Consider the following 19,503-nt stretch of genomic DNA (forward strand, 5'->3'; position numbering starts at 1 on the left):
TTGCGGTGTTTAGTCAGTTTCGCGTCTGCTTTAAGTCTTCACTGGTTTGTTGATTGCGGTTATGGACTCCATCGCGTTTTGAGTTATTTCTAGGAGTCCTAGCATGGGCAACAAACTTTACGTGGGCAACCTGCCCTATTCTTTCCGTGACGAAGATCTGCAACAAGCTTTTGCAGCACACGGTTCCGTTTCCAGCGCCAAAGTCATGATGGAACGTGACACTGGCCGCTCCAAGGGCTTCGGCTTCGTGGAAATGGGTTCTGACGCTGAAGCACAAGCTGCTATCAACGGCATGAATGGTCAACAATTCGGTGGCCGTGGTCTCGTGGTGAACGAAGCCCGTCCGATGGAACCCCGTCCTCCCCGCACTGGCGGCGGCGGCTTCGGTGGTGGCGCTGGCGGCGGCGGTTACGGCGGCGGTGGCGGTCGTTCCGGCGGTGGCGGCGGTGGTGGTTACGGCGGCGGTGGTGGCGGTGGCCGCTCCGGCGGTGGCGGCGGTGGTGGTTACGGCGGTGGTCGTAGCAGCTACTAAGCAGCAAACCGATTTGCCACGCAAATCAAACAAGGGCCTTCGGGCCCTTTTTTCATGCCTGCCGCATTTTGATCAGGTCTCTTGACTACGGCGCTTGCGCGGCCTACCCGCCAGAGCCTTGTCATAAAGCCAGTTCGGCAATGCGCGCAGCAACTTGGCCACAACGCCCATTTGCCACGGGATCACCCGGTAGCTGTCGCCAGTTGCAATGGAATGAAACGCCTTGTCGGCGAAATCTTCCACCTGCATCAAAAATGGCATGGAGTATCGGTTCTGGCGCGTCAGCGGTGTGTCGATATATCCGGGGCATATCGTCACCACTTTGACGCCGTCGCCTTTCAACTCCCCGCGCAACGACTCGCAGTAGGCAATTACCGCTGCCTTGCTGGCACAGTAAGCACCGTGCCCAGGCAGGCCGCGGATACCGGCCACACTGCCAATACCGACCAATGTTCCCGAACCGCGCTTGGTCATGGCTTCAATAAATGGATGAAACGTGGCGGCCAGCCCCAGGTTGTTGGTCGCGAAGGTACGCGCCATGTCATCCAGATCGGCACGGCAGGAAGAGTCCACGCCCACGCTGATGCCTGCGTTGGCAATCACCACATCGGGCACGCCTTGCGCCGCAATGCATTGCTGCCCCGCCGCGATGATGTTGTCCATGACCGATACGTCGGCACCGTAAACACGGAAGCGCTCGGGGTCCAGGCCCTGGCTTTGCGCCCACGCAGCAGTTTCTTCCGTGCGACGCGCCACCAACGCCAACGAATAACCCGCCGTGTAAAAACGCCACGCCAAAGCTTGGCCTATGCCGCTGGATGCACCGGTGATGAAGATAAGGGGGGCCATCGGTTTTCCCTGACAAGTGACGTAATCTAAGGTTTTCCTGGCATCAGGCTGGCGCGCGCGCGGCCCTTGAGTAGTAGCACCTGATCCACGTTGTCAAATTCCATGCTGTCAGCGCTGAAGTGGTCAGCGCCGCGCTGCAATTGCACAGGTTTGTGGGATTTCACAATTTCGGTTTGCATGAACGCATGCAAGAACTCCCCGCGAAACTCCATACGGGGTACGGGCTTGGCGCCGCTGCCTTCGGCTTCGCGGACCACAATGGCGTCGCCAATCAGTTGCACCTGCGAGGTGTCTTCGTTGGTCAGCCCGCGGTCGGCACGGGCCGTGGTCAGGCGGCCTTTGTCATCGAACGAGCGAATGCGAATGCCGTCAATCTCCAGCCATTGGGTATCGGGGTAATGTCGCGCCTTGGCGCCGAATACTTCGGTACGAATGCGGCCACTGGCGTCAAAGGTCTTGAGCGTGAAGCCTTCCAGAAAATAATCCGGGTCATGCCGAACGGCGCGCTGAATATCCGAGGTCGTTGGGGCTGGTGTACTGCGCACCAGCCAATAGCTGCCCAATGCCAATAGACCCATAAATGCCAACGGCAAATACAGCAGAAACCGCTCCCACGCGTCTTTGAGCAAATGCATTACGACAGGTACTCTTGCAACAGGTTGACGTAGCGGCCGCTGGCAACCATCAGCACGTCGCAAAATTCACGCACGGCGCCGTGGCCCCCCTGGGCGGTCGTGACGTAATGGGCGCGCCGCAAAACTTCAACATGGGCATTGGCCGGAGCGCAAGCGAAGGCACTGCGCTGCAACATGGGCAAATCCGGCCAGTCATCCCCTATCGCGGCCGCCTGACCCCAGTCCAACCCCAAGGCCTGCAAGGATTGTTCTGCAGCGGGCAGTTTGTTCTCCGTACCGAAGTGCGCATGGGTAATGCCCAAAGCTGCAAGCCGGTTGCGCAAGGGTTGCGAATCACGGCCAGTAACAATCACCGGTGTAATGCCGGCTTTTTGCAGTAGCTTAAGTCCGTGGCCATCCAGTGTGTTGAAGCGCTTGAGGGTTTCGCCAGCTTCGGAATACAGCAGGCTGCCATCGGTCAGCACACCGTCCACATCGAAGAAAGCCACTTTGACGCCTTGTGCTTTCAGTAGCAGGGCGGGGTCGAATTGAATGACTGGCTGCATTAAATGACTTTCGCCCGCATCAGGTCGTTGCTGTTGAGTGCGCCGCACAGCTTGCCCTGCGCATCCACCACCAACACGCTGGTAATGCGCTTACTTTCCATCAAATCCGCAGCATCCACCGCCAACGCATCCTGTTTCACGGTACTGGGGTGGCGGTGCATGACCTCTTGCGCGGTCTTTTCGCGCAGATCAATACCTTGCTCGACCAGGCGGCGCAAGTCACCGTCTGTGAAGATGCCGATGACCTGTTGATTGCTGTCCACAACGGCCGTCGCGCCCAGCCCCTTGGCGCTCATTTCACGCATAAGAACGCTGAAGCTCGCATCGGGCGGCACCATGGGGACGGCATCGCCCGAACGCATGACGTCGCTGACATGGGTTAACAGCTTGCGACCCAGCGCGCCACCGGGGTGCGAGCGCGCAAAGTCTTCGGCGCGAAATCCACGCGCGTCCAGCAGCGCCACCGCCAGCGCATCCCCCATAGCCAGTTGCGCCGTCGTGCTTGCAGTAGGCGCCAGGTTCAAGGGGCAGGCTTCTTTTTCAACGCCGGCGTCCAGCCAGACGTCGGCATGCTGCGCCAGCGTCGAATCGGCGTAGCCAGTCATCGCAATCAGCGGCGTGCCCAGCCGTTTGAGCACCGGCAGGATAGCGGCTATCTCTTCGGATTCGCCGCTGTTGGAGATCATCAACACCAGATCGACCGGCGTAATCATGCCCAGATCGCCATGGCTGGCCTCGGCCGGGTGCACAAACATCGCGGGCGTTCCGGTCGACGCCAGCGTCGCGCTGATCTTGCGGCCAATGTGCCCGCTCTTGCCCATGCCCATCACTACGACACGGCCCGGGATGCGCAGCACCATCTCGACCGCATGCGCGAAGGATGCGTTGACACGCGTCTTTAGCCCCAGTACGGCTGCCGCCTCAATATCAAAAGTCTCTTGTGCCAGCGTAATCGCCCGCGATGCAACGGTCGCGGAACTGGAGACGGGGGAGGTGGTCATACTGGCATTTTATAGAGTGGCACTGCGCTTGCTAGTATTGCAGCATGCATGCACTTGAAATCACACTGCTTTACCTGCTCGCCGCTGTATTGGGCGTCGTGGTGTGCCGTTCTTTCAAGTTGCCGCCGATGCTGGGCTACCTTGCCGTCGGAATTCTCATTGGGCCCAACGCGCTGGCGCTGTCACACGATGCAGAGAGCGTGCGTTACCTGGGTGAATTTGGTGTGGTGTTCCTGATGTTTGTGATCGGACTCGAGTTCAACCTGCCCAAGCTGCGTGTGATGCAGCGCCACGTATTTGGTCTTGGGCTATTGCAGGTGGCTGTCACAATCGTCGTTGCCACCGCCTTCACGATCGGCCTGTCTGCCCTGTCCCCAACACTATGGGGTATGTCTTGGCAAGCCGCGCTGGCTCTGTCCTGTGCGCTGGCCATGAGTAGCACGGCCATCGTGGTCAAGTTGATGGTGGAGCGGTTGGAGCTGGAGTCCGAACACGGCAAACGGGTCATGGGTGTGCTGCTTTTCCAGGATTTGGCCGTGGTGCCCTTGCTGGTGTTGGTGCCAGCACTGGCCGCGCCAGGAGAGAGTCTGGTCAGTGCCTTGCTGATTGCCGGCCTGAAAGCTACCGCGCTGATCGCCGTGTTGCTGGTCGGTGGGCAGCATGTAATGCGGCGCTGGCTCACGCTGGTGGCGCGGCGCAAGACCGAAGAATTATTTGTATTGAACCTGCTGTTCATCACGCTGGGGCTGGCGTGGTTAACGGAAATGGCAGGGCTGAGCCTGGCGCTGGGTGCATTCATTGCCGGTATGTTGATCTCAGAAACCGAGTTCAAGCACCAGGTGGAAACCGATATTCGCCCGTTCCACGATGTGCTGCTGGGCCTGTTTTTCATCAGCATCGGCATGTTGCTCGATTGGCGCCTCGTGCTGGAGCGCTGGCCGCTTGTATTGCTGCTGGTGATAGTGCCAACGCTGTTCAAGGCGGCACTGGTGATGGGTTTGTCGCGCGCGCTGGGCTCTTCCCCGGGTGTTGCGCTGCGTACTGGGCTGTACTTGGCGCAAGCCGGCGAATTCGGTTTCGTGTTGCTGACGCTGGCGCAAAAAAATGCACTGGTACCACCCGCACTGCTGAACCCGATTCTGGCAAGCATGGTGATCTCCATGCTGATGACGCCGTTCGTCATCATGTACAGCAACCGTATCGTCATGAAACTGGTTGCCAGCGAATGGCTGCAACAGTCCTTGCAGATGACCACAATCGCGCGCAAGTCTATCAACTCGAACCGCCACGTGATCATCTGCGGCTACGGCCGTTGCGGCCAGAATCTGGCGCGCATTCTGGAAGCTGAAGGCATTCCTTATATGGCCTTGGATCTGGACCCGGACCGGGTGCGTCAGGCTGCTGCCGCTGGCGACAACGTAGTGTTTGGCGATGCCGCACGACTGCAGGCATTGATGGCTGCCGGTCTGGCCCGCGCCAGCGCCGTCGTGATCACCTATCTGGAAGAAGCCAGTAGCCTCAAGGTCCTGCACCACATCCATGAGCACGCACCCAAAGTGCCCGTCGTCGTGCGCACGCAAGATGACCATAGCCTGGAGAAGCTTCAAGCCGCCGGAGCCACGGAGGTCGTGCCAGAAGCCATTGAGGGCTCACTGATGTTGGCCAGCCACGCGCTGGCGTTGGTGGGTGTGCCGATGCGCCGCGTGATCCGCATCGTTCAGGACCAGCGCGATGCGCGCTACAACCTGCTGCGCGGATATTTCCATGGTGCAGATGACAATTCGGTCGATGAGCTGCAACACGAACGTCTGTCCACCGTGACTCTGCCTGAGGCTGCAAACACGGCGAATCGGACACTGGCGCATTACGCATTGACGACCCTGGACGTGCGCGTCGTGAGTCTGCGGCGCAGCAGCGGCAAGACCATCGCTCCGGCGGACGAGACCGAGCTGATGGGCGGCGACACGCTGGTCCTGTCCGGCAAAGCCAGCGCACTGGCGCTCGCCGAACAAAAGCTGCTGGGTGCCTGAGTTCATCCCCTTCGCGCACGTTGCACAATAGCGTGCCTTTCAGGTACCAAGCAAGCAACCCATTCACGCAGGCCCAACCATGCAGCACTTGAGCGTCAACCAATACCTTCGCGACCATATCCGTACCGTGCCGGACTGGCCGGCACCCGGCGTGCAGTTCCGCGACATCACGCCTTTGCTACAGGATGCCAAAGTGTTTCGGGTATTGATCGACGCGTTTGTGCACCGATACATGGACGCGAATGTGCGCCCTGATGTGGTGGCTGGGCTGGATGCGCGCGGCTTTATCGTTGGTGCCGTGGTCGCCTATGAACTCAACGTAGGCTTCGTCCCGATTCGCAAGAAAGGCAAATTGCCGTTCACGACGGTGGAAGAAACCTATGAGCTGGAATATGGCAGCGCAACGGTCGAGCTGCATACCGACGCAGTGAAACCCGGCAACCGGGTCGTACTGATCGATGACCTGATCGCCACTGGCGGCACGATGATGGCGGGCAAGAAGTTACTGGAGCGCCTGGGTGCAACGGTGATCGAAGGTGCGGCGATTGTGGATTTGCCCGAATTGGGCGGTTCACAGAAACTGCGCGATTCCGGATTGCCGCTATTTACGCTGGTCGACTTCGCTGGCCACTAGCCAGAGGCCGGCTCAATTCAAATCACCGTATTGCGTGCCACTCAATGGGGAGTGGCTATCGTCAAGCTGGGTGTCTTGAAACACCGGCTGTGGTGCCGGATTGCGGCGCCCTGACTTTTCGACTTCGCCACGCAACGGCGACGGTGTTTTCGCAACGCCATTGGCCAAGGCTTGCTTGAAAGCCGCTACCTCATCCGCTTGCAACGGCTCGAAGCGAGGCTTGGCAGGTGCAGCGGCGACTGCGGGCGCTGCACTCAGCGGGGCCGGCGCAGAAACCGGTGCCGCCTGCCTGGAAAGACCCGTGGTCACATGCTCATTGACGCGCCAATAGACGGATGTCACCACTATGTCGTGGTGTGTCTTGGCGTTCTTTGTAACCTCACCCTCGATCTCCGCAAAGCGTGCAGTCTCTGCTGCATACTGCCGGGCAATGTCCATCATGATCAAGTACTGTCGGCCCCGCGAATCCAGCGACAACACCTTGAATTTGTAGCTCGAAGACAACACTCCGGCACGTGTCATCGACTGCCGAACCACGGCGTATAGCAACTCCCGGCGCTCCAGACGTTCAGACTTGCGGGTCGCCGCATGGCTTCCTGAACCCACATCCATCCGCCCGCGCCCTGATGAGTGCAGCGTCGCGTCCACGTGGCCCAGCCCCGAACTTTCGGGTGCGGGCGCCGCTCTGGGTCGGGGCTTCTTGGACAACCATTGGAAGAGGGACATGGGTATTTGTCTCGCAAACGCTTGTAATGGTGTAAATCTAGTGCAGTTCAGCCTACTTGCCAATGCAAAACTTGGAGAAGATGACGCCCAGCAAATCGTCCGAGCTGAACTCCCCGGTGATTTCACCCAAGGCGTTCTGCGCCAGGCGCAGCTCTTCCGCCAACAGGTCAAGCAACTGCGCCTGTGCTGCCAGGTGGCTTGCCGCCGCCTGCAAATGGGCCTGTACTTGACGCAAGGCTTGCAGATGTCGGGTGCGGGCGATGAACGTACCGCCCGCAGGAGCCTGCCATCCCGCGGCTTGCAACAGTCGCGCGCGCAACGCATCCAAGCCTGCGCCGGTTTTGGCAGATAGCGTAAGTCCTTCGCGTGGCGTGCCCTGCGCTGCATCGGCCTTGTTCCAGACATGGATCACGGGTACGGATTTGGAGAGTTTTTGGCCCAGGGCGCCCGTAATCTGTGCGTCAGCAGCTATGTAATCTATAGCATCGGCGCGTGTCAGATCGTGCAAAAAAAGCACTACGTCGGCCTGCGTTATGGCGTCCCAGGCACGGGCAATGCCCATTTGCTCCACCGTGTCGCTGCTGTCACGCAACCCTGCCGTGTCCACCACATGGATGGGCACGCCTTCGATCTGTATGGTTTCCTGCACCTTGTCGCGCGTCGTGCCGGCAATCGGCGTCACGATGGCCAACTCGGCGCCCGCCAACGCATTGAGCAGCGAAGACTTCCCTGCATTGGGCTGCCCGGCAATGACGACCTGTATGCCTTCGCGCAGCAAGGCGCCTTGGGATGCGTGTGCCAACACACCAGTCACACCGTTTTGCAGACGCGTCAATTGCCCGACAGCATCTGCCTTTTGCAGGAAATCGATTTCTTCTTCGGGGAAATCCAGCGTGGCCTCGACCAGCATGCGCAACTGGATCAAGGCATCGCGCAGTGCATGTACTTCGCGCGAGAACACACCGGAGAGCGATTGGCTGGCGCTGCGCGCCGCCGCTTCGGTACTGGCGTCTATCAGGTCGGCAATGGCTTCGGCCTGCGCCAGGTCGAGTTTGTTGTTCAGAAAGGCACGCTCGGAAAACTCACCGGGTTCTGCGAGTCGCAAACCCGGCAAAACCTGTGCGGCGACTTCAAGGCAACGCGCCAGCAGCAATTGCAACACCACCGGCCCGCCATGGGCCTGCAACTCCAGTACGTCTTCGCCGGTAAAGGAATGCGGGTTGGGGAAGAACAGCGCCAGGCCCTGGTCAATCGGCTGGCCTTGGGCATCGTTGAAAGGCAGGTAGGTCGCATCACGCGGCTTGAGGTTGCGCCCCAGCAAAGCCGCAATGAAAGCCGCAAGGTTCTTGCCGCTGACACGCACGATCCCGACCGAACCACGCCCGGGGGCAGTGGCGATGGCCAGTATCGGATCGTTGTGGCGGGGAAGCATAGAGGGGGAGTTTAGCCAGAGACACCGTGGAACCGGCTTTGCCGGGCCACTGGTGTCGCCCCCTGGGGGGAGGCGCCGAAGGCGCTTCGGGGGGTTACTTAAATTTTGGCAGATTGAACTGCGGCGGCACACCCATGCGAGTGTTGATGATCCACTGCTGCGCGATGGACAAGATATTGTTGGTAATCCAGTACATCACCAGGCCAGCCGGGAAGAAGAAGAACATCACGCTGAAAGCCAGCGGCATGAACCACATCATCTTGGCTTGCATAGGATCCGGCGGTGCGGGGTTCAGCGCAGTTTGCAGCAGCGTGGTCAGGGTCATGAACACAGGCAGGATGAAATAAGGATCGGGCGACGACAGATCGTGGATCCACATAATCCACGGCGCGCCACGCATTTCCACGCTGGACAACAACACCCAGTACAGCGCGATGAACACCGGAATCTGGATCATGATGGGGAAGCAGCCCCCCATAGGGTTGACCTTTTCCTCGCGGTAGATCTTCATCATCTCCTGCTGCATCTGCTGCGGGTTGTCCTTCAAGCGCTCGCGCATTTCCATGATCTTGGGATTGACGGCCTTCATCTTCGCCATGCTGGCGTACGCCTTGGCATTGAGCCAGTAGAAGGCGATCTTCAGCAGCAGCACCAGTGCAACGATGGACCAGCCCCAGTTCTGAATAATTCCGTGCAGCTTGTCCAGCAGCCAGTACATGGGCTTGGCCAGAATCGTGAAGATGCCGTAGTCCTTGACCAACTCCAGGCCAGGCGTCAGCGCTTCCAGTTTCTTTTCTTCTTGCGGACCAGCAAAGAACTTCGCGTCGACCGCCTTGCTGGTGCCCGGCGCGATGGTGTCGATCGGCGTGATCATTGACGCGCGGTAGCAGCAATCAGGCACCGTGGAGCCAATGTCGGTGGCGTCCAGAGAAATCGTGCGCGACACACCGTCGGCCAATATCCAGGCGCTGGCAAAGTAATGCTGCACCATCGCGACGTAGCCATTGGTGGCGCTGTGCTCGTAGTCCGCCTTTTTCTTCTTGATGTCAGAGAACTCGACCTTCTGGTATTTCTTGGCATCTGTATAGACAGCAGGACCAGTGAAGGTGGAATAGAAAGACGATTCACCCAAAGGTTTGTTGCCGTCGCGGACCAACTGCAGATACAGCTGGGGCGCCACTGGCTGGGCTGAGAGGTTGCTGACTTCGTGGCGCACTGCGATGTCATAGGCATCGCGGCGGATGGTGTAGGTCTTGGTGAGCTTCAAGCCGCCGACTTCGGGTGACTCGAACTTCAATTGGAGCTCGGACTCGCCATCCTTCAGATTGCGCGCGCCGGTGACTTTCATCACTGTCTTGTGCGTCGGGAATGTTGCGCTGCCAGCAACGCCGCCAATGATGCCAGTTTGCGCCAGATAGACACGGTCTGCGCCATCATCCAGCAGCACGAAGTTGTGATCCTTCTTGGCCATGTCGAGGTGCTTCAGGAACTCCACCCGCACCAACGAGCCGCCTTCGGTGTCGAAGGTCATCTTCAGCACATCGGTGGTGACTATGAACTGTTCTTTGGGCGCAGCAGGTGCTGCTTGTGCAGGCGCGGCGGTCGAGGGAACTGTCGCCGTCGATTGCGTAGCTGAAGGCACGCCGTTTTGTGCCACTGGAGCCGAAGCGGGCGTAGCAGCAGGGGCCGCGCTGTGCGTGGGGCCGGGGAAGAATGTGGCCTTCTTACCGTTATGCACTTGCCACTGGTCCCACAACATGACCATGGAGAAACCAAAAATCACCCACAGGATGGTGCGGCGAATATCGTTCATGACGTTTTCTTTTCAGAGGGTGTTGGGAGCCAGCGGCCAAACAGACGCGGGGCTTGTGCAGGAACGGGGTCGTGACCCCCTTCGCACCAGGGATGGCAGCGCGCGATACGCGCCACCGTGAGATAAGCACCCGCCGCCGCGCCATGCGATTGCAGGGCCTGCAGGGAATACTGGGAACAGGTAGGCTCGAACCGGCATGACGAGCCCAGCCAGGGGCTAAGCAGCAGGCGATAGCCCTTGACGACCGCAATCAGCGCAGCGCGCATCATGGCCGAAGGCCCAGTGTGAACAGCTGTTGCAGTTCAGCGCGCACAGCCGATTTCAACGCATCCGAGGAGGCGCTGATGAACACGGTGCGGTCAAACCCCGAACGCAGGCGAACCAGATGGGCACCGGCCTGCAGTTGGGGGCTGAAATCCGAACTCACGTTATAGATCTGGCGTTTGATGGTGTTGCGGGTCACGGCACGTTTGGCCCATCGTTTGGGAACCATGGCCCCCATCCAGGGACCCGTTCCGGCAAACAGGACTGTATGAACAGCCGTAGGCACATCGTCTGCAGGTAGTGGCAGAGCCACGAAATGCAAGGCAAAGTGCGCGGTACGGGCCAGAGTCCGCCCCGACAAGACAGCCTGAAACTGCGGGCGTGTCAGTAACCGGTGCACCGTCACGCAATACGTTCAGACAAGTCCGTAAGCCGAAAGCCTGTGCCGCTCAGTGCGCAAGCCCCGGCTTTGCAAAACCTTAGACGGCCAGACGCTTGCGGCCCTTGGCACGGCGCGCGTTGATCACGGCACGGCCGCCACGGGTCTTCATGCGAACCAGGAAACCGTGGGTACGGGCGCGGCGGATTTTGGAAGGTTGGTAAGTGCGTTTCATAATAATCTCTATCTAGTCGCCCCGAACACAATCAGGGGAACCGACGATTATCGCAAACTTTCTTAATCCCGGCAACACCTTGGCGGTCTTTTACATCCTAGTACCGCAAGTTCCGGGTGGTTTCCCCAAATTGTGGATAAGCTATTGATAATCTACAATGACCGGTTAAACCAAGAATATCTATCCACAGAAGATACTAGAACAATGCATGAGGGAAACACGCCCCTTGCCGGCGATGCGGCAAGTACGGATATAGGCGCCAGCCTGTGGCAAAGCTGCACAGACCAACTGGCCCAGGAACTGCCGGAACAGCAGTTCAACACCTGGATCAAACCGCTGCACGCACAGGTGCGGGAGGACATGTCCAGGGTCACAATTTTTGTCGCCAACCGCTTCAAGCTGGACTGGATTCGCGCCCAGTACAGCACGCGGATCGCTGCCATGCTGGAGAAGATGTATGGCCAGCCAATTCACGTTGAGTTAGCGATTACTCCCAGAGAAGCTGTTATCAGATCTAATGCCGGACCTCGTGCGGCAGAACCCATTGCGGCTGACGAGACGCCTGAGTTTGTCGAGGAAAAAGCCCCCGGCGAGTCCAAGAACCGACTCAACAGCATGCTCACTTTCGAGACACTGGTGGAGGGTACGGCCAACCGCATGGCACGCGCTGCCGCGATGCATGTGGCGACGATTCCGGGCCATCTTTACAACCCTTTGTTTATCTATGGCGGTGTCGGTCTGGGGAAAACCCATTTGATGCATGCAGTAGGTAATCGCTTACTTGCTGATAAGCCCGGAAGCAAAGTTCTCTACATCCACGCCGAGCAGTTCGTCTCGGATGTGGTTAAGGCGTATCAGCGCAAGACTTTCGACGAATTCAAGGCCCGATACCATTCGCTCGATCTTTTGTTGATTGACGATGTGCAGTTCTTTGCCAACAAAGACCGTACGCAAGAGGAGTTCTTCAACGCCTTTGAAGCCCTGCTGGCCAAAAAGTCACACATCGTGATGACCAGCGACACCTACCCCAAGGGCTTGGCAGACATCCATGAGCGCCTGGTTTCGCGCTTTGACTCCGGCCTGACGGTGGCAATCGAGCCGCCGGAGCTGGAAATGCGGGTCGCCATCCTGATCAACAAGGCGCGCTCCGAAGGCTCGGAAATGCCCGAGGAAGTGGCATTCTTCGTTGCCAAGAACGTGCGCTCCAACGTGCGCGAGCTCGAAGGCGCGCTGCGCAAGATCCTGGCGTACTCCCGCTTCAACCAGAAAGAGATCTCGATTGCGCTGGCCCGTGAAGCGCTACGCGACCTGCTGTCGATCCAGAACCGGCAGATTTCGGTGGAAAACATCCAGAAAACGGTGGCCGACTATTACAAGATCAAGGTCGCCGACATGTACTCCAAGAAGCGCCCGGCCAGCATTGCCCGCCCGCGCCAGATTGCGATGTACCTGGCCAAGGAGCTGACACAAAAGAGCCTTCCCGAAATCGGAGAATTGTTCGGCGGGCGCGACCACACAACGGTGTTGCATGCGGTCCGGAAAATTGGCGGCGAGCGCCAGCAAATGACCGAGCTGAACCAGCAGTTGCACGTCCTGGAGCAAACGCTCAAGGGCTAATCAAAAAACAAGCACTCCAAACCCGGAAAAGCCCCATAAAACAGCGAAAATGTCGTATTTCCCGGAATGGAAAATGCGACATTGGCCGAAAGGCCAGCAAATAACAAACCAAGCAATCACCAGAGGTTGACATGATCGTATTGAAGGCAACGCAGGACAAGGTCTTATCGGTACTGCAATCGGTGGCCGGTATTGTTGAGCGGCGCCACACCCTGCCCATCCTCGCCAATGTGCTGGTGCGCAAAACGGGCACGTCCCTGCAACTGACCACCAGCGATCTGGAAATCCAGATCCGCACGACCGCCGACCTCGGCGGTGACACCGGCAACTTCACCACCACCATCGGTGCGCGCAAGCTGATCGACATTCTGCGCACCATGCCTTCGGACCAGACCGTGTCGCTGGAGTCCAGTCAGAGCAAGGTCATCCTCAAAGGCGGCAAGAGCAAGTTCACGCTGCAGACCATGCAAGCCGAAGACTTTCCGCTGGTGCAGGAATCGGCCAACTTCGGCCCCGTGTTCAGCGTGCCGCAAAAGACGCTGAAAGATTTGCTCGGTCAGGTCGCGTTCGCGATGGCGGTGCACGACATTCGCTACTACCTGAACGGCATTTTGTTTGTCGCTGAAGGCAAGCAGTTGAGCCTGGTCGCGACCGACGGCCACCGCCTCGCGTTTGCCTCTGCCACGCTCGATGTCGATGTGCCAAAGCAGGAAGTCATCCTGCCGCGCAAGACCGTGATCGAACTGCAGCGTTTGCTGTCGGATGCCGAAGGCGCGATTGAAATGCAATTCGCCAACAACCAGGCGAAGTTTGTATTCGACGGCATGGAGTTCGTCACCAAGTTGGTCGAGGGCAAGTTCCCTGACTACAACCGCGTGATTCCCAAGAACCACAAGAACAGCATCACGCTGGGCCGCACCGCGCTGTTGGCCACGCTGCAACGCACCGCGATTCTGACCTCCGACAAGTTCAAGGGCGTGCGCCTGAACATCGATCCCGGCAGCCTGCGTGTAGCAAGTAACAACGCCGAGCAGGAAGAAGCGGTGGACGAGCTGGACATCGACTACGGCGGCGACAGCATCGAGATCGGCTTCAACGTGACTTACCTGATCGATGCGCTGGCCAATATGAGCCAGGACATGGTCAAGCTGGAACTGTCCGACGGCAATAGCTCCGCACTGTTCACCATCCCCGACAACGCCACGTTCAAATACGTGGTGATGCCGATGAGAATTTAACGCTACAAAGTCGAAATTGTTTGCGGGACAGATCTTTAGCTCTGTCCCCAACTGTTTAGAACAGCCTAGCAAGCAAACCCCCGGTCTCCGGGGGTTTGGTCATTGAAGAGTTTGAGTTTTTTTGCGAATTAGCCAGAGAAGTACGCCATGTCTGAAGAAAACAAGTCTGTTCCAACACCCAATAACGACGAATCCGTGCACACGGGCGAGGGCGGGGCAGACAGTTCCAACTTCCAGCCCACCATCGACACCAACCAGGCCGGCGCGACTGAAGCCTATGGCGAAGGCTCGATCCAGATTCTGGAAGGCCTGGAGGCGGTGCGCAAGCGCCCTGGCATGTACATCGGTGATACCTCCGACGGCACGGGCCTGCACCATCTGGTGTTCGAAGTGGTCGACAACTCCATCGACGAATCACTGGCCGGCCACTGCGATGACATTCTGGTCACCATCCATTCCGACAATTCCATCAGCGTAGTCGACAACGGCCGTGGTATTCCCACCGGCATCAAGATGGACGACAAGCACGAGCCCAAGCGCTCGGCCGCCGAAATCGCCCTGACCGAGTTGCATGCGGGCGGCAAGTTCAACCAGAACAGCTACAAGGTGTCTGGCGGTCTGCACGGCGTAGGCGTGTCCTGCGTGAATGCACTGTCCAAAATGTTGCGTCTGACGATTCGCCGCGATGGCAAGGTGCACACACTGGAGTTCTCCAAGGGCTTTGTGCAGGGCCGTTTGATCGAAACGCAGAACGGCGTCGAAGTCTCACCGATGAAGGTGATTGGCGATACCGAGAAGCGCGGTACCGAAGTGCACTTCCTGCCCGACACCGACATCTTCAAAGAGAACAACGACTTCCACTACGAGATTCTGAGCAAGCGTCTGCGCGAACTCTCCTTCCTGAACAACGGCGTGAAGATCCGCCTGAAAGACGAGCGCAGCGGCAAGGAAGACGACTTCTCTGGCGCCGGTGGCGTGCAGGGCTTTGTGAACTTCATCAACAAGGGCAAGACGGTGTTGAACCCCAACATCTTCCACGCAATGGGCGACCGCCAGAGCGACCAGGGCACCAACATCGGTGTTGAAGTGGCGATGCAGTGGAACAGCGGCTTTAACGAGCAAGTGCTGTGCTTCACCAACAACATTCCGCAGCGTGACGGTGGCACCCACCTGACCGGTCTGCGCGCTGCGATGACCCGCGTGATCAGCAAGTACATCGAGCAGAACGAAATGGCCAAGAAGGCCAAAGTTGAAGTCACCGGTGACGACATGCGCGAAGGCCTGTGCTGCGTGCTGTCGGTCAAGGTACCTGAGCCCAAGTTCTCCAGCCAGACCAAGGACAAGCTGGTGTCATCCGAAGTGCGCGGCCCGGTGGAAGACATTGTTGGCAAGCTGCTGGCCGACTACCTGGAAGAGCGCCCAAACGATGCCAAGATCATCGTCAGCAAGATCATCGAAGCCGCGCGTGCCCGCGAGGCTGCCCGCAAAGCGCGCGACATGACACGCCGCAAGGGCGTGCTCGACGGCATGGGCCTGCCCGGCAAGCTGGCCGACTGCCAGGAAAAAGACCCGGCGATGTGCGAGATCTACATCGTCGAGGGTGACTCCGCCGGCGGCTCTGCCAAGCAGGGCCGCGACCGCAAGTTCCAGGCGATCCTGCCACTGCGCGGCAAGATTCTGAACGTGGAAAAAGCGCGCTATGAAAAGCTGCTGACCAGCAACGAAATTTTGACGCTGATCACCGCCCTCGGTACCGGCATCGGCAAAGCCGGTGGCACGACCGGCAACGACGACTTCAACGTCGCCAAGCTGCGCTACCACCGCATCATCATCATGACCGATGCCGACGTGGACGGCGCGCACATCCGCACGCTGCTGCTAACCTTCTTCTACCGCCAGATGCCCGAGCTGGTCGAACGCGGCCACATCTACATTGCGCAGCCACCGCTGTACAAGGTCAAGGCCGGCAAGGAAGAGCTATACCTGCAAGGTGCGAGCGATCTGGACAACTTCCTGCTGCGTATCGCGCTGGTCAATGCGTCGGTGTTCACCGGCGGGCCGAACGGCACCACCATCAACGGCGACACGCTGACCGAACTGGCGCGCAAGCACCAGGTGGCACAAGCTGTGATCGCGCGCCTGAAGAACTTCATGGACGCCGAGGCCCTGCGCTCGGTGGCCGATGGCGTCGCACTGAATTTGGACACGGTGGCTGACGCCGAGGTTTCTGCAGCCGCATTGCAAGCCCGACTGCCCGATGCCGAAGTGGCTGGCGAGTTTGACGCCCGCAACGACAAGCCGATTCTGCGCATCAGCCGCCGCCACCATGGCAACGTCAAGAGCAGTGTGCTGACGCAAGACTTTGTGCATGGCGCCGACTACGCCGCGCTGGCCGAAGCCGCCAACACCTTCAAGGGCCTGTTGTCCGAGGGTGCGCGTGTGATGCGCGGCGAGGGCGAGCGCCAGAAGGAAGAAAAGGTCTCCGACTTCCGCGAGGCGATGGCATGGCTGATCACACAAGCTGAGAACGGCACTTCCCGCCAGCGCTACAAGGGCTTGGGTGAAATGAATCCATCCCAGCTGTGGGAAACCACGATGGACCCGACCGTGCGCCGTCTGCTGAAGGTGCAAATCGACGACGCGATCGAAGCGGACCGCGTGTTCACGATGCTGATGGGCGACGAGGTCGAACCCCGCCGCGAGTTCATTGAAACCAACGCTTTGCGCGCTGGCAACATCGACGTTTAAACGTGTAGATTCCCAGAATAGTTGTACTTTTTCCCACTAACTGTTCTGGAGCCTTGATAGTGGGTATCAATGGTCTGGACGGGGTGCAGTTTGAGGTCAATTGCATTCCACAGAGTCACGCCTTCAATGTCGCATGAAAGGGACGACGATTTGTTGTTTCACATGCCGCTCAACTGGCTATGAGCTTTTCACTTGCGCAAATTGACGAGGCTATCGACGCCTTGCTTGCCAATGCACAAGGATTGAGCGAGGAAGCTCGGCTTCTCCTCAATGCCACTCGCTATGCTCGCGCATTTGCTTTGGCCCATTTAGCTCGCGAAGAAATGTCCAAAGCAGTGATGCTTCAATCTACTGCAGTCCGCATCCTGGCCCAGCAACCTATTCAATGGAAGCGCTTAATGGTTCGGTTGCGAGATCACAAGTCAAAGCTCAAACTTGAAATAGTTGAGAGCGCGTTATTGCTAAAGGGACTTGGCATCACCGAACCCAGTCTCGATGCCGTTTTGGCAAGCACAAAGGCTGCGGCGGACTATCGAAATGATCAAAAGAATGACTCTTTGTATGTAGGGTTCAAAGAGGGGAAATTCACCTCTCCAGGTGATTTATTTACAGAGCACAAAGCCTCTCGAACCGTCCAGTTGGCTGAAGCTCGTCTGGAGCAACTTATGTTTGGTCGAACTATCGTTCCAAAGTACGCTGCGCGAAAGATCGGTTCGCTCAGTGACATGCCGAACTATGACGAAATGAAGCCGGAGGAGTGGAGTGGACAGCTCGACCAAACAGCTCTCCTTTATTCAGCGTTAGCTCTTCATCAGGAACGCCTCAAAAGCAAGCCGTCGTCTTAAAGGCTTCGCTTTCCATAGAGCGGAATTCGTGTATTGAAGATTTCCCTCAGTGTTGCTGCATGCTATCGTGCTCTATCTATTGCGCAAATTGACCTGAGAGTCGCAGGCGAACAACTGGGGAGAGAACATGCCTTTATATGCAAAGGACAGTGGCATCGCGATCACTACTGTGAGAGTGAGCAACTTTCGCTCACTTGCAAACGTAGAAGTTGAACTCAGCGATCTAACAATTTTGATTGGCGCTAACAACGCTGGAAAGACCAGCTTCTTGGACGCCCTGTTCTCGGCGATTGGCGCAGGTCGCAAGTTGCTCGGTCAAGATGATGTTCGACTTGCCCCCGGTGAGTCCACCGTACCGAGAGACCGGGAAGTGATGATTGATCTAAAAATTCATCCAATCGCCGACGACGGAAAGGTTGCAGACAAATATCCGGAAGGTAGCTTTTGGACAGGTCTGTGGGGTACGCCGGGAATCGCAACCGATGATGTCACTTTCAATGAATTTACCCCATTGCGCACGACTCTCAAATGGAACAATTTCAAAGGCGAGTACATAGTCGAGCGCAGGTTTCTCAAGGAGTGGAAGGCGTTCGACGATTGGACCTCAGCAACCACACGAGAGAGGCCTATTAGCGCAAGCCAGATTGAGCCTTTGGCATTGCATTACATGGATGCAAAGAGAGACTTAGATGACGATCTTCGCCGCCCCGGATCTTTCTGGCGCCGAATGACAGATGACTTGGGGCTCACAACTGCTGACATTACCGAGCTAGAAGAGTCTCTATCCGGAATCAATCAGACAATTGTTGGCAAAAGCGAAATTCTTAGGCACCTGAAAACAAATTTAGCGGACATTCAAAACGTGGTGTCTGCTGACGGTGGGGAAGTGGACATCGCCCCTGTCGCAAGAAAGTTGCGAGATCTTTCTAAGGGCGTCGACGTTTCATTCACAACATTGGGAGCTCAATCCTTCCCACTTACTAGACATGGAATGGGAACACGAAGCCTGGCTTCGCTATTAGTTTTTCGAGCTTTTGCTTCATGGCGTCACCAACAAGCTACTAAAGGCGGGGACAAAGTACATTCAATTTTGGCGCTCGAGGAGCCCGAATCACATCTGCATCCTCAGGCGCAACGCTCCTTATTCGGTCACATAAAAGAAATACCCGGGCAGCGAATCGTAAGCACACACTCGCCGTACTTTGCCGGCCAAGCTCAACTCGAAGAGTTGCGGCTATTCATAAAATGTGAGGGTGACACAACAACTAAAAAATTGGACTTAAGCACGCTTCCTGATCCAAATGATCGGCGCAAGCTGCAAGAAACCGTTATTGACTCCCGTGGAGATATTCTTTTTGCAAGAGCCGTGATTCTCTTCGAGGGTCAAACTGAAGAGCAGGCGTTGCCAATTTGGGCGAAGAAGTATTGGGGCTCATCTATACATGAGTTGGGTTTTTGCTTTGTGCGAGTCAATGGGACTGATTACTTCCCCTTCATGTGGCTTTCCAAGGCATTAGGCATACCTTGGTACGTAATTGCAGATGGCGAAGCAACTCCACTGAAGGACCTGGAGGCCGCACTGAAAAAGGCTGAAGAACAAAAAGCTGCGGATTGCACCAACGTTGTTGTCATTCCAGATGGAAGGAATTTTGAAACGCAACTCATTGCCGAGGGCTACATTGCAGAGATTGAACTGGCAATCGATGCCATGAGTGGTTCTGCGGCATCTCTCGATGACTATATAAACTCAATGCATGGACAACGAGCAAAAGGGGGCGTACTCCGTGATTACAAGTCCGCCGGGGGCAGAGAAAGAGCTGCGCTCGACGCTATGTCAGGAGCCAAGACCAATTTGGCGAAACATCTAGCTAATGTAATTTCTGAACTTGAAACACCAGAGCGAAGATTCCCAACAAAGATTCGAAATCTATTTGAAATCGTGAGCGAAGCTCACGGCCTAAGCAAAGTTGAGGATTAATC

At 57.5% G+C, this 19,503-nt stretch carries 18 protein-coding genes; 8 read left to right on the top strand and 10 right to left on the bottom strand.

Annotated elements, in window-relative coordinates; all coding sequences use genetic code 11:
• The first annotated feature begins 103 nt into the window (after positions 1–103).
• Positions 104–532 carry an RNA recognition motif domain-containing protein gene (locus tag AC1DV6_RS07085; RefSeq protein WP_477976503.1) on the top strand — a complete coding sequence of 143 codons (429 nt, stop codon included), beginning with the start codon at positions 104–106 and terminating at the stop codon, positions 530–532.
• Positions 533–604: 72 nt separating this feature from the next.
• Here AC1DV6_RS07085 and AC1DV6_RS07090 read toward each other — a convergent pair whose 3' ends face one another.
• Genes AC1DV6_RS07090 through AC1DV6_RS07105 form a run of 4 tightly spaced genes read right to left on the bottom strand, consistent with a single transcriptional unit; the run spans position 605 to position 3,562 of the window.
• A complete protein-coding gene (locus AC1DV6_RS07090) occupies positions 605–1,381 on the bottom strand; it encodes an SDR family oxidoreductase (protein WP_477976505.1) in 777 nt (258 codons plus the stop codon).
• 26 nt (positions 1,382–1,407) lie between these two features.
• Positions 1,408–2,016: an LPS export ABC transporter periplasmic protein LptC gene (gene lptC / locus AC1DV6_RS07095; protein WP_477976507.1), complete on the bottom strand. Its 609-nt coding sequence runs from the start codon at positions 2,014–2,016 to the stop codon at positions 1,408–1,410.
• Positions 2,016–2,561 carry a KdsC family phosphatase gene (locus AC1DV6_RS07100; RefSeq protein WP_477976509.1) on the bottom strand — a complete coding sequence of 182 codons (546 nt, stop codon included), beginning with the start codon at positions 2,559–2,561 and terminating at the stop codon, positions 2,016–2,018. Before AC1DV6_RS07100 ends, lptC begins: the two co-directional genes overlap by 1 nt.
• A complete protein-coding gene (locus AC1DV6_RS07105) occupies positions 2,561–3,562 on the bottom strand; it encodes a KpsF/GutQ family sugar-phosphate isomerase (RefSeq protein WP_477976511.1) in 1,002 nt (333 codons plus the stop codon). The genes AC1DV6_RS07100 and AC1DV6_RS07105 overlap by 1 nt, the downstream gene beginning before the upstream one ends.
• Positions 3,563–3,606: 44 nt before the next feature.
• Here AC1DV6_RS07105 and AC1DV6_RS07110 point away from each other — a divergent pair, with 44 nt between their 5' ends.
• On the top strand, positions 3,607–5,592 hold the full coding sequence (locus tag AC1DV6_RS07110) for a monovalent cation:proton antiporter family protein (RefSeq protein WP_477976513.1): 1,986 nt from the start codon (positions 3,607–3,609) through the stop codon (positions 5,590–5,592).
• A gap of 79 nt (positions 5,593–5,671) precedes the next feature.
• Positions 5,672–6,226 (top strand): adenine phosphoribosyltransferase, encoded by a 555-nt coding sequence (locus AC1DV6_RS07115; protein ID WP_477976515.1) that lies wholly within the window; start codon positions 5,672–5,674, stop codon positions 6,224–6,226.
• A 12-nt stretch (positions 6,227–6,238) separates the two neighbouring features.
• Here the strand turns inward: AC1DV6_RS07115 and AC1DV6_RS07120 are convergent, their stop codons facing one another.
• From AC1DV6_RS07120 to rpmH, 6 genes are all read right to left on the bottom strand, one after another.
• Entirely contained in the window at positions 6,239–6,952 is a 714-nt protein-coding gene (locus tag AC1DV6_RS07120; protein ID WP_477976517.1) for a hypothetical protein, read from the bottom strand.
• Between the two features lie 52 nt (positions 6,953–7,004).
• Positions 7,005–8,384 (bottom strand): tRNA uridine-5-carboxymethylaminomethyl(34) synthesis GTPase MnmE, encoded by a 1,380-nt coding sequence (gene mnmE / locus AC1DV6_RS07125; protein ID WP_477976519.1) that lies wholly within the window; start codon positions 8,382–8,384, stop codon positions 7,005–7,007.
• A gap of 94 nt (positions 8,385–8,478) precedes the next feature.
• Positions 8,479–10,197: a membrane protein insertase YidC gene (yidC, locus tag AC1DV6_RS07130; protein WP_477976521.1), complete on the bottom strand. Its 1,719-nt coding sequence runs from the start codon at positions 10,195–10,197 to the stop codon at positions 8,479–8,481.
• Complete coding sequence (yidD, locus tag AC1DV6_RS07135) at positions 10,194–10,466, bottom strand: membrane protein insertion efficiency factor YidD (protein WP_477976522.1); 273 nt, start codon at positions 10,464–10,466, stop codon at positions 10,194–10,196. The genes yidC and yidD overlap by 4 nt, the downstream gene beginning before the upstream one ends.
• Positions 10,463–10,861, bottom strand: coding sequence for a ribonuclease P protein component (locus AC1DV6_RS07140; protein ID WP_477976991.1), 399 nt, complete (start codon positions 10,859–10,861; stop codon positions 10,463–10,465). The genes yidD and AC1DV6_RS07140 overlap by 4 nt, the downstream gene beginning before the upstream one ends.
• Before the next feature lie 79 nt (positions 10,862–10,940).
• Positions 10,941–11,075: a 50S ribosomal protein L34 gene (rpmH, locus tag AC1DV6_RS07145; RefSeq protein WP_006299042.1), complete on the bottom strand. Its 135-nt coding sequence runs from the start codon at positions 11,073–11,075 to the stop codon at positions 10,941–10,943.
• Between the two features lie 204 nt (positions 11,076–11,279).
• Here rpmH and dnaA point away from each other — a divergent pair, with 204 nt between their 5' ends.
• The 5 genes from dnaA to AC1DV6_RS07170 all read left to right on the top strand — a co-directional run bounded on the left by dnaA (position 11,280) and on the right by AC1DV6_RS07170 (position 19,501).
• Positions 11,280–12,692 (top strand): chromosomal replication initiator protein DnaA, encoded by a 1,413-nt coding sequence (gene dnaA / locus AC1DV6_RS07150; protein ID WP_477976523.1) that lies wholly within the window; start codon positions 11,280–11,282, stop codon positions 12,690–12,692.
• A 131-nt stretch (positions 12,693–12,823) separates the two neighbouring features.
• The gene (gene dnaN / locus AC1DV6_RS07155) at positions 12,824–13,930 is read left to right on the top strand and encodes a DNA polymerase III subunit beta (RefSeq protein WP_477976525.1); all 1,107 of its coding nucleotides are present in this window, start codon (positions 12,824–12,826) and stop codon (positions 13,928–13,930) included.
• Positions 13,931–14,077: 147 nt separating this feature from the next.
• A complete protein-coding gene (gyrB, locus tag AC1DV6_RS07160; RefSeq protein WP_477976527.1) occupies positions 14,078–16,678 on the top strand; it encodes a DNA topoisomerase (ATP-hydrolyzing) subunit B in 2,601 nt (866 codons plus the stop codon).
• A gap of 179 nt (positions 16,679–16,857) precedes the next feature.
• A complete protein-coding gene (locus tag AC1DV6_RS07165) occupies positions 16,858–17,523 on the top strand; it encodes an AbiV family abortive infection protein (protein WP_477976529.1) in 666 nt (221 codons plus the stop codon).
• Between the two features lie 127 nt (positions 17,524–17,650).
• Positions 17,651–19,501, top strand: coding sequence for an ATP-dependent nuclease (locus AC1DV6_RS07170; protein ID WP_477976531.1), 1,851 nt, complete (start codon positions 17,651–17,653; stop codon positions 19,499–19,501).
• The last annotated feature ends 2 nt before the right edge of the window (positions 19,502–19,503 follow it).

This window comes from Rhodoferax sp. P2_H8_2 (genome assembly GCF_056403235.1).

Coding starts and splice junctions, on each gene's coding strand:
- AC1DV6_RS07085 (WP_477976503.1), top strand. CDS start 104: ATGGGCAACAAACTTTACGTGGGCAACCTGCCCTATTCTTTCCGTGAC.
- AC1DV6_RS07090 (WP_477976505.1), bottom strand. CDS start 1,381: ATGGCCCCCCTTATCTTCATCACCGGTGCATCCAGCGGCATAGGCCAA.
- lptC (WP_477976507.1), bottom strand. CDS start 2,016: ATGCATTTGCTCAAAGACGCGTGGGAGCGGTTTCTGCTGTATTTGCCG.
- AC1DV6_RS07100 (WP_477976509.1), bottom strand. CDS start 2,561: ATGCAGCCAGTCATTCAATTCGACCCCGCCCTGCTACTGAAAGCACAA.
- AC1DV6_RS07105 (WP_477976511.1), bottom strand. CDS start 3,562: ATGACCACCTCCCCCGTCTCCAGTTCCGCGACCGTTGCATCGCGGGCG.
- AC1DV6_RS07110 (WP_477976513.1), top strand. CDS start 3,607: ATGCATGCACTTGAAATCACACTGCTTTACCTGCTCGCCGCTGTATTG.
- AC1DV6_RS07115 (WP_477976515.1), top strand. CDS start 5,672: ATGCAGCACTTGAGCGTCAACCAATACCTTCGCGACCATATCCGTACC.
- AC1DV6_RS07120 (WP_477976517.1), bottom strand. CDS start 6,952: ATGTCCCTCTTCCAATGGTTGTCCAAGAAGCCCCGACCCAGAGCGGCG.
- mnmE (WP_477976519.1), bottom strand. CDS start 8,384: ATGCTTCCCCGCCACAACGATCCGATACTGGCCATCGCCACTGCCCCC.
- yidC (WP_477976521.1), bottom strand. CDS start 10,197: ATGAACGATATTCGCCGCACCATCCTGTGGGTGATTTTTGGTTTCTCC.
- yidD (WP_477976522.1), bottom strand. CDS start 10,466: ATGATGCGCGCTGCGCTGATTGCGGTCGTCAAGGGCTATCGCCTGCTG.
- rpmH (WP_006299042.1), bottom strand. CDS start 11,075: ATGAAACGCACTTACCAACCTTCCAAAATCCGCCGCGCCCGTACCCAC.
- dnaA (WP_477976523.1), top strand. CDS start 11,280: ATGCATGAGGGAAACACGCCCCTTGCCGGCGATGCGGCAAGTACGGAT.
- dnaN (WP_477976525.1), top strand. CDS start 12,824: ATGATCGTATTGAAGGCAACGCAGGACAAGGTCTTATCGGTACTGCAA.
- gyrB (WP_477976527.1), top strand. CDS start 14,078: ATGTCTGAAGAAAACAAGTCTGTTCCAACACCCAATAACGACGAATCC.
- AC1DV6_RS07165 (WP_477976529.1), top strand. CDS start 16,858: ATGAGCTTTTCACTTGCGCAAATTGACGAGGCTATCGACGCCTTGCTT.
- AC1DV6_RS07170 (WP_477976531.1), top strand. CDS start 17,651: ATGCCTTTATATGCAAAGGACAGTGGCATCGCGATCACTACTGTGAGA.